This is a genomic window from Psychrobacter sp. Ps7, assembly GCF_022129225.1.
GTDB lineage: Bacteria > Pseudomonadota > Gammaproteobacteria > Pseudomonadales > Moraxellaceae > Psychrobacter > Psychrobacter immobilis_A.
In genome coordinates, this window is sequence record NZ_JADQAH010000023.1 from 17,457 (window position 1) to 30,249 (window position 12,793).

Sequence of the window (12,793 nt, forward strand, 5' to 3'; positions counted from 1 at the left end):
CCAGTTTTGTCAGTCAGCGCGCCACATTATATTTTAATTCCCGCTTTTAATACTCCGAGGTTTTCATGTCTAGCCCTACCGCGATGCCAGCTTGTCTATATATCGTTGCCACGCCGATTGGCAATATGAGCGATATGACGCCGCATGCCATCGATGTTTTAAAACAAGTCGCCATCATTGCCTGTGAAGACACCCGTACCTCAGGTAAGCTATTGTCGCATTTTGGCATTGATACCAAAGGCAGTAAAGCCGACGACGAAAAAGAGTCAGAAGCTCCTAACACTAAAAATAATACCGATAATAACGTGACAGACGCTGATACCGCGACCAAGCAAAAAGGTCATAACAAGCTTTGGGCATACCATGAGCACAATAGTGCCATTCAAACACCCAAAATTATCGAGATGATCGAGCAAGGACATTCGGTTGCTTTGATAAGTGATGCTGGTACGCCACTCATCAGTGATCCAGGTTATCAACTGGTACAGGCCGCTCATGCCGCAGGCGTTAGAGTCTCTCCTATCATTGGTGCCTCTGCTGCCATTGCTGCACTGTCAGTCGCAGGACTGCCCTCAGACCGCTTTAGCTTTATTGGGTTTTTACCCGCCAAAACCCACGGTCGCCAAAAGCAATTAGCAGCATTAAACTCACGTACCGAAACGCTGATATTTTATGAAGCACCGCACCGTATTATCGCCAGTTTAGAAGACATGGCGACTATATTTGGCGCAGATCGTGAAGTCACTTTTTGCCGTGAATTGACTAAGACCTTTGAGACTGTCCATAAAAGCACTCTTGGGGATTTGGTGGAATTTGTCAAAGCTGATGACAATCAACAGCGCGGTGAGATAGTCGTGGTCGTCGCTGGCGTGAATGTGGTGCAGGATGCGGATGACATCAGTATTCATGATAAATTATTGCAGCGCTTGCTTGAGGACTTATCGGTTAAAAAAGCCGCTGCATTGGGCGCTGATATCACTGGCGTCAAAAAGAATGCGCTATATCAGCGCTTACTTGAGCTACAAGCTGAATAATTTTTGGATATTAATATTAAAGACAGTTATAAAACCATTGAGGAGAAGTGAGCGATGTACAATGTAATGGCGATAGGCAACGCATTGGTTGACCATGAATATGTGCTGTCAGATGCGGCGCTAGAAGAGACTGACTTGACCAAAGGCAATATGACGCTGGCAGGTATCGACGAGCAACAGCAATTGTTGGCGTATTTTAAACTGGCAGAAATTGCACCATCAAAGCAGGCTGGTGGTGGCTCAGCGGCTAATACGATGTATACCTTTGCCAGTTTAGGCGGCAAGCCATTTTATGCCTGCCGCGTTGGTGACGATCAACAAGGCGAGTTTTACCTCAAAGACTTACATGAAGCAGGCGTTGCAACTTCAGAGAAATCTATCCATGCAGGCGGAGTAACGGGTTCATGTGTGGTCGCAGTGACTGAAGATGGCGAGCGCACCATGCAAACTTATCTCGGCACTTCAAGCGAAATCACCGCAGAAAATGTCGATTTTGATGCGCTGACACAAGCTGACTGGTTATATATAGAAGGCTACTTGGCCATGACTGAGAGTATTCAGCCTGCCATGACTCAGTTGCGTCATCAAGCAGGGATTCATTCTGCAAAAATTGCCGTAAGTTTTGCTGATCCTGCCGTGGTGAAGTTTGCCAAAGACGGTTTACTCAATATGCTGGGCAATAAAGTGGCAGTGATATTCTGTAATAGTGAGGAAGCCAAACTCTTTACGGACAAAAAACAAGTCAAGGCAGCCGCACGCGCACTGCTTGAGTATTGCCAGACAGCAGTGGTCACTGATGGTGCCAATGGTGCAACAATCGCTCATAAAGCTGATGATAAATCAGAGATTGAGATTTATGAAGTTGCTACACCAATCGTTACTAATGTCATTGATACCAACGGTGCCGGTGATAATTACGCAGGAGCATTTTTATACGCGTTGTCGCAGCACTATAGCTTGCCTGAATGTGGTCGTCTTGCCAGCGAAGTGGCGGCGCAGGTGATTCAACAGTTTGGACCACGATTAGCCTCACAAGATTATAGAGATATTGCGAAGCGTGTACTATCTGCTTAACTTATAAAAATCTGTCATTGCCAATAATAAAAAAGCCCATCTCAATTGATATGGGCTTTTTTATTATTAATCATGAGACAAGTTATTCAGCTCACATTGCTCAGCTCACATTGCTCAGTTCAATAAAAAGCGTTTAATACTAAGCCGAGGCTAATGCTTGCGCAAGATCCGCTTTGATATCTTCGATGTGCTCGATACCAATTGATAGACGTACCATATCAGTGCTTACACCTGCATTTTCGAGCTCTTGCTCATTGAGCTGGCGATGGGTGGTCGTCGCTGGATGACAGGCTAGTGATTTGGCATCACCGATATTGACCAAACGAGTAATCAGCTGCAGCGCATCGATAAAGCGAGCACCAGCTTCCAAGCCACCTTTTACTCCAAAGGTCAAAATAGCAGAAGGCGTGCCTTTCATGTATTTTTTGGCAAGCTCATGCTCAGGATGATCTGGCAAACCCGCATACTTTACCCAAGCAACCTTGTCATGGTCACGCAGATATTCCGCAACGGCTTGCGCGTTCTGTACATGGCGCTCCATACGTAGACTCAATGTCTCCATACCCTGCAAAATACCAAAAGCATTGAGCGGGCTAAGTGCCGCGCCAGTATTACGCAGCGGTGCCACACGAGCACGAGCGATAAAGGCTGCTGCACCGACATCTTTGACAAAGTTCACACCGTGATAACTATGATCTGGCGTGTTCAATAAGGGAAAACGCTCAGGATAGTCGCCCCATGCGAATTTACCACTATCGACAATCGCCCCACCAATTGAGGTACCTGTACCACTCATATATTTGGTCAATGAATGAATCACGATATCCGCACCAAACTCAAAAGGACGACATAACGCAGGCGTGGCAACCGTACTATCAATCACCACTGGCACACCATATTCATGTGCGATATCACTCAGCGCTTGAATATCAACGATGTTACCTAATGGATTACCGATACTTTCTGCAAAGACCATCTTAGTCTTATCATCGATCAAATCACGAATCGCCTCAGGATTTTTGTGATCAAAGAAGCGGACTTCGATACCTTGACGCGGCAATGCATGGGCAAACAAATTATAAGTACCGCCGTACAAGGTCGACACAGCAACGATATTATCGCCCGCTTCACAGATGGTTTGAATCGCATAAGTAATGGCTGCCATGCCAGATGCTACTGCAAGGGCACCGATACCGCCTTCGAGTGCCGCGACGCGTTCCTCCAACACGGCATTGGTCGGGTTCATAATACGGGTATAAATATTGCCTGCAACTTTTAGATCAAACAAATCAGCACCATGCTGAGTGTTATCAAAGGCGTACGAGCTGGTGTGATAAATCGGCACTGCGACCGCTTTGGTCGTTGGCTCAACGCTATAACCGGCGTGAATCGCCAAGGTCTCAAGACGTTGAGGCGTCTCTGATTTTTGGGCTGTTTGCTGGGCTGCTTGTTCGTCACTCATCATATATTCCTTTATTTCGATAAAAGTTATTAATCAATAAATGACTAATCAACAAATTATTAATCAACAATATGTCACTGAAAATTCAGCTAAAAAACAATCTCCCAAATCATAGCAATAAAAAAAGCCAAGTTCATCAAAACTTGGCTTTTTAATTAAAATAACTCTTCAGATATTACTTAACGCTTTGGCTTTTACTGAGATTTCTATTTATAGTAAGCGTTTTCGGTACGGGTATGATCGGTCTCATCAATCACTTGCGTCAACTCTGGTATTTGCTGCTTAAGTTGCACTTCAACGCCTTGACGTAAGGTCATGTCAACGGCTGAACAGCCTTGGCAACCACCACCAAACTTCAATACCGCAGTCAGACCAACGCCTTCTTCATCAATCAGTTCAAGCAGTTGTACGTCGCCACCATGCGCCGCTAAGCCGGGATTAATCTCTGACTGCAATACGTAGTTGATACGCTCTTCGACACTGGCATCCGCACCCACTTTAGGCACTTTAGAATTTGGTGCACGGAAGGTCAGCTGACCACCAAAACGGTCTTTATTATAATCAATCACCGCATCTTCTAAATAAGGAACAGACGCCGCTTCGATAAAGGCAGAAAAACTGTCATACGTAAAACGCAGGTCCGCACTATCCTCTTCGCCCGGTTGGTTATAAGCCATACAGCACTCTGCACGCGGCGTACCTGGATGCTCAACGAAAATACGCACGCCGATACCATCGGTATCCTGCTTGGATAACAAATCTGCTAAGTAGCTTTGGGCTGACTCAGTAATAGTAATATTGCTTTTTGCTACAGTTTGCTCAGTATCTAGCGCTGATTCATAGTCTGCTGACTGGTCTAGTTGGCTCTCAGCTTGGTTGTGCTCACTCATAATATGTCCTATGCGTTATGACACAAACGCTATATCTGTTATGGCTACTGTGTCGTGAATTTAAAATTAGGTAGCGGGTATAAGTTATGCGGGTTATCAATCATTACGGTCTGTTGTCTTAAAATATTGACTGCCGTTGTTATAACATTTTGCTCAATTTATAGCAGCTATTATAACGTACTCAGCCGACAATTCCGACTGCGCTACTGTGAATTAAACCAAAATGCTCACAAATGACTGCTATCGGTTTTATCAATGCTTTATTAACAATGACGAAATAGACACGACAAATAGCACTTATCTAATGATTGATATATCCCCTACTATATAAAGACAGCAACCGTGATTATCAAGCACCTAGAACACTAACTAACCACCTACTTTCTTCCGAATGCTACGGCATGTCTAACACTGTGTGAGACCATACAACCAAAGCACTTATCATGCTTGCTATTTTCTAGCGCTAGTTTTAGATCTATTTACAAGGTAAAGTGTGTTGTCCTAAATACCTTTTTATAGGTTTACTTATTGATTATTATATTAGGCATTCTTGTTGCCCTTATTATAGTCGTCGCGCTTTTAGTACCGGAGGGTGTTGACTATACCAAAGCTGTAAAAGAAATTATGTCTCGCCATATCAAAATTCATGTAGCGTTGGTATTTTTTCGTAATCCATTACTCCAGTTGATATTCTTTTATATTGACTATAGAGATCGCTTAGATATCGAAGAAAAGAGGATGTTCAAGCGTTATTTTATAACGCAATTTTTTAGCATCTTTATATTTATTACTATAATTTTCATTGTTAAACATTACATTTAAGCTAGCAGAAATTTCATATTTTAGTTGAATCAATCTTATGATGACACAAACACTGAATCTAGTAACGACCAAAGACGACGAACAAGTAGCCGTTTGGAAGATTGTGGATAATACAAAAGGCGAAACAAAGAGCGATACCCCTACCACCAATACACTTGCCATAAAAGCACAAAACATATTTTTGACGCACGGCACGTTTTCCGACAAACAAACCTGTTTGAAAATCGCTGAGTATCTAGCCCGCCTCGGTCATCATTGCTACATCATGGAATGGCGCGGTCATGGCGCAAGCTCAATACCCAAAGAAAAATTCAATTTCGAAACGGTTGCAACCTATGACTATGAAGCGACTTTTCGCTACCTTTTTGAGGATTTAAAACTCGACAATCTACATTGCGTCACCCATAGCGGCGGCGGGGTTGGCTTAACGATGTTTTTGATCCAGCATCCCTGCTATATCGATAAGATTAATAGCGCTAGCATGTTTGCCTGCCAAGCTTATGGCGCTGCAATAAATCCGATAAATCATACTAAAATTCTTATAGCAAAATTATTCACGCGGCTGGTTGGCTATATCCCTGCTAAAAAAATCAAGCTAGGGCCTTTTAATGAAAGCTATCATATGATGAGCCAGTGGTACGACTGGAATCTACAAAAAAACTTTAACAGCAGTTTTCTTAAGCAACGTACATTTAAGACAGCCAGCATGGATACATTCGCCGCTGATGATGCACCTTTAGACTACCGGCAACAGATGCCAAAAATCACGATACCTATCTATGCTATCAGCGCAAAAGGCGACAATTTCATCTCCCCTACTCGTGGTTGTCAGCTATTTTTTGAACCCTTTAAAAACCCTGCCAATATTTTTCGAGAATACTCGCTCAGCCATGGAGATTTGGACGATTATACACACAGCCGCATTATGATCAGTCGTAACGCCGCTCACGAAATTTGGCCAACAGTTACCGCGTGGGTTGAGCAGCATGCCCGTTAAAATAGCGGTGCGGTTGTAGCCTAACTACAACATGGTACGGACTATAACCAAAAACCGCACACCTCTAAACATCTTTATACTTGTCAGCGAGTGATAGGCTGTGTCAGTATTGGCGTCATTACTTTTTACTCAATAAATTTTAACCAATGAAATATCCGTAGTAGGAAAGTGGCGTATATGAGCGAATCATCAGAGCAAAGTTCAGCTAAAGACAATAAACACTATCGTTATTTGATTTTTATCGGGCGTTTCCAGCCCTTCCATCGTGGACATAAAGCGGTCATCGACGAAGCATTGAAGCGTGCTGATAATGTCATTATGTTGATCGGCTCTGCTAACTTACCGCGTAGTTTACGCAATCCCTTTAGTGTCGCTGAGCGTGCTGCCATGATTAAAGGCGCATATTCAGCAGCAGAAGCAGCACGTATTCACTGCGTTGCTCTAGATGATGCACTCTACAACGACACACGCTGGCTACAGTACGTGCAAGCAGGCGTGAAGTCTGTTACTGGTGATTTGCAAACTGATATCGGCTTGATTGGTCATTCCAAAGACAGCTCCTCGTATTATTTATCGCTATTCCCCAACTGGGCGTCCGTCTCAGTACCGAGCTATCACAACCTATCCGCTACCCCGATTCGCGATAGCTATCTAATGGGTGCGACCCCGACTCCTGAACGCACGCCTGAGTCGACGCGCAAGGTTCTAAATGATTTCAAAAAGACAGACGAATATCAAAATCTGCACGAAGAAGCCGACTTTATTGATAAATATAAAAGACAGTGGGAATCAGCGCCTTATCCACCAACCTTTATGACAGCAGATGCTCTGATTGTCCAGTCAGGACATATTCTATTGGTTGAGCGCCGCAGCATGCCAGGGCGCGGACTGTGGGCATTACCAGGCGGATTTTTAAATCCAAAAGAGACCTTATTCGATGCCTGTATCCGTGAGCTACGTGAGGAGACTCGCCTAAAAGTCCCTGAGCCAGTATTGCGCGGCTCTTGTCATAGTCAGCATACCTTTGACGATCCCTATCGCTCAGCACGTGGTCGGACGATTACCCAAGCCTTTTATTTTCAACTTAAAAATGACCCAAAAGGCTTGCCAAAAGTAAAAGGCGGCGACGATGCAGCCACGGCTTTTTGGTTACCACTCGCTGAGCTTGACGCTACCATGATGTTTGAAGACCATTATGCAATTATTACTAAAATGGTCGGTTTGTAGGATTTTATCAGGCGATTATCCGATTTTTCATTAACACTTTTCCACGCCCAAGCTGATAGACAGCAAGGGCTAACCGCCGTAACTGTTCTTTCATTAACGCAGCTACGGCATCTCAAAGCAGAGGAGTTCTGTGATGTATACCAGCAATTTAAACAATTTAATTCTAAATAGCGACAGCTACAAAACCTCACATTGGGTGCAATACCCAAAAGGTAGTGAGTATCTGTCCAGCTACATTGAGGCGCGTAAAGGTGACTACGATGTGGTGTTCTTTGGCTTGCAAGCCTTTATTAAAGAATATCTAAGCACGCCAATCACTCATCAAGACATTGATGAAGCCGAAATGGTCATTCAAGCACATGGTTTGACCTTTAACCGTGCTGGCTGGGAGCGTTTGGTTGATAAACATGGTGGTTATTTACCACTGCGTATCGAAGCCATACCTGAGGGTAGCATCGTACCCGTTTCCAACGTCGTCTGCCAAGTTATCAACACCGATCCTGAATTTTATTGGCTGCCAAGCTATATCGAAACGGCGCTACTCCGTGCCATTTGGTATCCATCAACCGTCGCTAGTGTCTCGCATTATTGCAAAGGCATTATTCGTCAGGCGTTAGAAAAATCAGCAGACAATACCGAATCACTCACTTTTCGTTTGCATGATTTCGGCTCGCGCGGAGCATCTAGTCAAGAGTCTGTCGCGCTCGGCAGCTTAGCGCATTTGGTGAACTTTGCTGGTACCGATTCGATGACAGCGTTGGTGGCTGCCAGCCGCTGGTATCACATGCATAAAGACATGCCCGCGTTTTCTATTCCTGCCGCTGAGCATAGCACCATGACCGCGTGGGGTCGTGATGGCGAAACCGCTGCTTTTGCCAATATGATTGAGCAGTTTGGCGGCGTAGGTAAAAGCTTCTCAGTGGTCTCTGACAGCTACGACTTATGGAACGCCATCGATAATATCTGGGGCGGCAGCTTAAAAGATGATGTGAAAAATATGGGCGGGACTTTGGTTATCCGACCCGATAGTGGTGAGCCTGCCAAAGTGGTTCGCGAAGCCTTAGAGCGCTTGGCAGTAAAATTTGGAACAACGATTAATAGTAAAGGCTATAAAGTGCTGCCTGATTATGTACGTGTCATCCAAGGGGATGGCATCAGCCCACAAAGCTTAACTAAGATCATTGAGGTGATCATGAAAGCAGGCTTTAGCGCAGAGAATGTGACCTTTGGTATGGGCGGTGGTCTATTACAGCAAGTCAACCGCGACACCATGAGCTGGGCGATGAAAGCCAGCGCTATCTCTATCGATGGCACATGGACAGATATCTATAAAGACCCAATTACCAGCCGCTCAAAACGCTCAAAGAAGGGACGTTTGGCGCTGGTCAAAAACAGCAATGGACAGCTAAAAACCATCAAGGCTGAAGACCTATCTGCAGACGCAGATAACCTACTGCGTGATATTTATGTCGATGGTAAATTATTAATTGAAGACAATCTCACCACTATTCGAGAGCGTGCAGGATGGTAGCAATATGATAAATAGCAATAAAATCGCCTCGGTGGCAAGAGATGTACTGCTTGCTCCTATTTATCTTTATCAAGGGCGCAAAATTAAGCGTGATACGGTACGTCTACCTGAGCCAAGTGGTGAAAGGCACGGGCAAGTTCAATTAAATGACGCGATTGAGTCGCCAAAAGATGCGCACAAGCGAACATTAAACCTAATGGTTGTTGGCGATTCGGCGGCGGCTGGCGTCGGTAGTGAGACGCAGCAAGAAGCGCTTGTCGGTAACTTAATTCCTGTTTTGACGCAGCAGTCTGCTATCCAAAATCAGTTTGATATACTGAACTGGTCATTGCAAGCGACGACGGGGCATACCAGCTTTGATATCTTGCGTAGGCTTTATGTTCTACCCGCGCCTAGCCAGCCTGTTGATGTGATGGTGCTGAGTGTCGGCGTTAACGACACCACCTCTAAAGTCTCGGTGGATAAATGGCAACAGCAAATTGAAAATATCATTGCTATCGCTCAGCGTAAATTTGGCGTGCGAGAGTTGATTTTTTTAAGCCTGCCGCCGATGGCACAAATGCCTGCGATACCTGCCCCGCTAAGTAACTTTGTGGGTGCTAAAGCCTCTATCCTTGATAAGATATTGCAGCAAGTTTGCGCCGCTCATGATAGTGTCACCTACATGGCCACTGACTTTCCACGAATGATAGCAGAGCATTCGAACGGTACTCCAATCGATATCAAAGTGATGTTTGCCAGTGACGGTTTTCATCCTAGCAGCCTCATGTATGGCTATTGGGCGCAGCAATTGTCAGAGTTGATTATAGAGTTACTGAACCCTTCCGATGCTGAGTTGACTGATTAAAAACCATTGAGGCGTTACTTCTAAAAATTTAAACAAAAAAAACCGCTGAATAGTCAGCGGTTTCTTTATGTTCTTAATACTATAGCTGTGCATGTTTGAGAAAACACATGCTCAAAATAATATCACGCAATACGTGTGAATTATTCTGCAGCGTCAGTATCAGCAGCTTTCTTACGGCCACCAAATGCACCAAAGCGTTTGTTGAAGCTAGCAACACGGCCTTCAGTAGAAGTTTTGCGTTGTTCGCCAGTATAGAATGGATGCGACGCACTTGAGATATCAAGTGGGTAGTATGGATATTCTGACCCTTCGTATTCACGAGTGGTTTTGGTTTTAACGGTTGAACGAGTCAAGAAAAACACGTCAGCGTTAGTGTCATGGAATAAAACTTCTTGGTAATTAGGATGGATATCTTTACGCATAATAAACTCTCTATGTCCGATGTATGTATAGCACTCTTGAACACCATCTTAGACGATGTGTCAAACAAGTCATGACATACGTAACTGAGGCACTAAGGGACATTGATAAGTATGGCAGCTGCGTCACTGGCTTATTCCAGCACCCAACACCATTCCTCTGCTCACTTAGCCTTTCCCCAGCGGGAAAATCAAACCGCGATTTTAACGGTTTTTACCGCTAGACGCAAGCAGCAGTTGTGAGTGATATATGTGATAAGTTGTCACCAAAATCTCTATTTTGTTGAGAGGTATACGGTATGTTAGTATAATATTAAATTAGTTTAAATAATCAATAAATATCTTAAGTTTAGATTTAGTTAATAATTATTTTCGATATTAATCATTTGTTAATGATGATGGATACTGTCTGATGTCGCCTCGTTAATCAAGCACCCACTATTTATAAACACTCAATAAGGACAATATAATGATAAATACTGTTATGAAGAATAGCGCAAAAGCCTTGCTTATCAGCTCAGCACTGGCACTCACCACTGTTGCAAGTGCGGCATTACCTAGTCAATGGCAATTAGACGACTCGCACACCCGTGTGGGATTTTCTGTCAATCACTTAGGATTTTCGACCACCATGGGTCATTTTAACGACGTCAAAGGGGTCATTAATTACGACGTCAAAGCACCCAGTAAAACCAATATGAGCTTCACCATTGCAACCGATAGCATTGACAGCAATTGGGATGCACGTGATGAGCATTTAAAAAAGGCTGAATTTTTTAACGTCGCCAAATATCCAACCATGACCTTTAAATCAACCAGCGTAAAATTTATAAATCCGCAACAAGCCAAGGTCACAGGTGACTTTACTATGCTAGGTCAAACCAAACCATTAACTTTGGATGTGACTTTGAATAAAATCGCCAACAGCCCTCTTACCAAAGAGCCAGTTATTGGCTTCCGTGCAACGGGTAATATTGATCGCGCAGCCTATGGTATGACAGCTTTCGCAGATGGCATTACCACCAATGTCCCGATCCAAATCGATGGTGAGTTAATAGAGAAAAAAGCGCAAACCAACAAAAAATCTAAATAAGTCTAATTTTTAGCCAAGCACAAATCGCTACTTCCTCTACATACTCTCTCTACATACTCTAAAAAAAAAGCAGCCATCATAGTGGCTGCTTTTTTGACAATAATGAATCAACTCACTCGACATTTATATATATTCAATAAATCGCATAAATACTTCCCATCTGCTTGTTAACCTCAGTTTTTATTGTTATATTCATATATACGGATTTACGAATATAAAACATAACGCTGAGGGAGCAGAAAGATGGATACAGTACAGGTAGACTTTGCCGAGATAAATAAAGACTGGGATAAAAACATCGCTGATTATCACTTTGATATTTATCACTTATCTGGTTGGATTGCTGCGTCAGCTATTGTAGATAAAGGCACTCCTCAAGGAGTGATTGCCACTTATAACAATAAAAAGATCTTTTTGCCTCTCATTATAAGAGAACTCGACTCAGAGCATTGGGATGCGACTTCTACTTATGGTTACGGCGGTCCTGTCATGGATAAGTCTCTCACTGATGCCGAATTAGACATAATATTGGCAGAAGTAAGGGGCTTTCTCTTAGCAAAAGGCTGTGTGTCTTTATTCATGCGACTACATCCAATCATCAATAAAGAGTGGCTACCAACGGTCGGCAAAGCACTCACTCATGGATTGACATTGATGTCTGACTTGGGTAAATCTGAAGAGGAGCACTGGAGCGAGACTCAAAATCGTCATCGTAGAGGTATTAAAAAAGCATTAAAAATGGATGTCGTGACAAAAATTGAGCGTTTAACCAGAGAGAATGCAGTGATGTTTTCCAATATATATAAAGAAACGATGGCGCAGGTGAAGGCAGATCAGTACTACTTCTTTGATGATGATTACTTTTTTAATTTGCTCGAAAATCTGCAAGACAGAATACTACTGATAACTGCCTATCAGGATAATAAAGCCATTGGCTCTTCTATCTACACGATCTGTAAAGAATCGGGCATTATGCAATTTCATCTCGGAGGCACGCTCAACGCCTATACCCATCTACAACCTTCCAAACTCATTACCCATGTGGCTCGTAATTGGGGCCGAACCAATCATTATAAATTACTGCATCTTGGCGGCGGCGTAGGCTCTAATCTAGATTCTTTATACGAGTATAAAAAAGGGTTTAGCTCACAAGAGTTATTATTCAAAACTTATAGACTCGTCGTTAATCCAGCAAAATACGCAGCATTAGTCGCTGATAGCTGGTTCACCGAAAATGATTTACGCTCCGACTTTTTCCCTCTATATAGAAAAGAGCCTACTAAAGAAACTATCTTGGAGACTGAACAAGCTGAAGCTTTGGCAGATATTTGATCGCGTTATTTTACGATTCTAATCAGTCAAGCCAATAAAAAAGCAGCCATTACAATGGCTGCTTT

11 protein-coding genes are annotated in these 12,793 nt (G+C 43.4%); 8 read left to right on the forward strand and 3 right to left on the reverse strand.

Features of this window, described 5'->3' with window-relative positions:
• The first annotated feature begins 65 nt into the window (after nt 1–65).
• A complete protein-coding gene (gene rsmI, locus I3257_RS09000) occupies nt 66–1,034 on the forward strand; it encodes a 16S rRNA (cytidine(1402)-2'-O)-methyltransferase (protein WP_201560803.1) in 969 nt (322 codons plus the stop codon).
• 54 nt (nt 1,035–1,088) lie between these two features.
• Nucleotides 1,089–2,108 carry an adenosine kinase gene (locus tag I3257_RS09005; RefSeq protein ID WP_198330257.1) on the forward strand — a complete coding sequence of 340 codons (1,020 nt, stop codon included), beginning with the start codon at nt 1,089–1,091 and terminating at the stop codon, nt 2,106–2,108.
• A gap of 139 nt (nt 2,109–2,247) precedes the next feature.
• On the opposite strand, the gene I3257_RS09010 is transcribed toward I3257_RS09005, so the two are convergent.
• Together I3257_RS09010 and nfuA are read right to left on the reverse strand one after the other, a co-directional pair.
• Nucleotides 2,248–3,570 carry an aminotransferase class I/II-fold pyridoxal phosphate-dependent enzyme gene (locus tag I3257_RS09010; protein WP_201502561.1) on the reverse strand — a complete coding sequence of 441 codons (1,323 nt, stop codon included), beginning with the start codon at nt 3,568–3,570 and terminating at the stop codon, nt 2,248–2,250.
• 206 nt (nt 3,571–3,776) lie between these two features.
• Nucleotides 3,777–4,460 carry a Fe-S biogenesis protein NfuA gene (gene nfuA, locus I3257_RS09015; RefSeq protein WP_045455268.1) on the reverse strand — a complete coding sequence of 228 codons (684 nt, stop codon included), beginning with the start codon at nt 4,458–4,460 and terminating at the stop codon, nt 3,777–3,779.
• Nucleotides 4,461–5,319: 859 nt separating this feature from the next.
• On the opposite strand from nfuA, the gene I3257_RS09020 reads away from it, so the two are divergent.
• The 4 genes from I3257_RS09020 (at nt 5,320) to I3257_RS09035 (ending at nt 9,884) form a co-directional block, all read left to right on the forward strand.
• A complete protein-coding gene (locus tag I3257_RS09020) occupies nt 5,320–6,279 on the forward strand; it encodes an alpha/beta fold hydrolase (RefSeq protein WP_238049499.1) in 960 nt (319 codons plus the stop codon).
• Nucleotides 6,280–6,456: 177 nt separating this feature from the next.
• The gene (locus I3257_RS09025) at nt 6,457–7,506 is read left to right on the forward strand and encodes a bifunctional nicotinamide-nucleotide adenylyltransferase/Nudix hydroxylase (RefSeq protein ID WP_201560805.1); all 1,050 of its coding nucleotides are present in this window, start codon (nt 6,457–6,459) and stop codon (nt 7,504–7,506) included.
• A 133-nt stretch (nt 7,507–7,639) separates the two neighbouring features.
• A complete protein-coding gene (locus I3257_RS09030; RefSeq protein WP_238049501.1) occupies nt 7,640–9,037 on the forward strand; it encodes a nicotinate phosphoribosyltransferase in 1,398 nt (465 codons plus the stop codon).
• A gap of 4 nt (nt 9,038–9,041) precedes the next feature.
• Complete coding sequence (locus tag I3257_RS09035; protein ID WP_238049503.1) at nt 9,042–9,884, forward strand: SGNH/GDSL hydrolase family protein; 843 nt, start codon at nt 9,042–9,044, stop codon at nt 9,882–9,884.
• Between the two features lie 140 nt (nt 9,885–10,024).
• On the opposite strand, the gene I3257_RS09040 is transcribed toward I3257_RS09035, so the two are convergent.
• A complete protein-coding gene (locus tag I3257_RS09040) occupies nt 10,025–10,306 on the reverse strand; it encodes a type B 50S ribosomal protein L31 (protein WP_011281173.1) in 282 nt (93 codons plus the stop codon).
• 466 nt (nt 10,307–10,772) lie between these two features.
• On the opposite strand from I3257_RS09040, the gene I3257_RS09045 reads away from it, so the two are divergent.
• Entirely contained in the window at nt 10,773–11,396 is a 624-nt protein-coding gene (locus tag I3257_RS09045) for a YceI family protein (RefSeq protein WP_238049504.1), read from the forward strand.
• 243 nt (nt 11,397–11,639) lie between these two features.
• Entirely contained in the window at nt 11,640–12,728 is a 1,089-nt protein-coding gene (locus I3257_RS09050; protein ID WP_238049505.1) for a peptidoglycan bridge formation glycyltransferase FemA/FemB family protein, read from the forward strand.
• Nucleotides 12,729–12,793 lie beyond the last annotated feature (65 nt).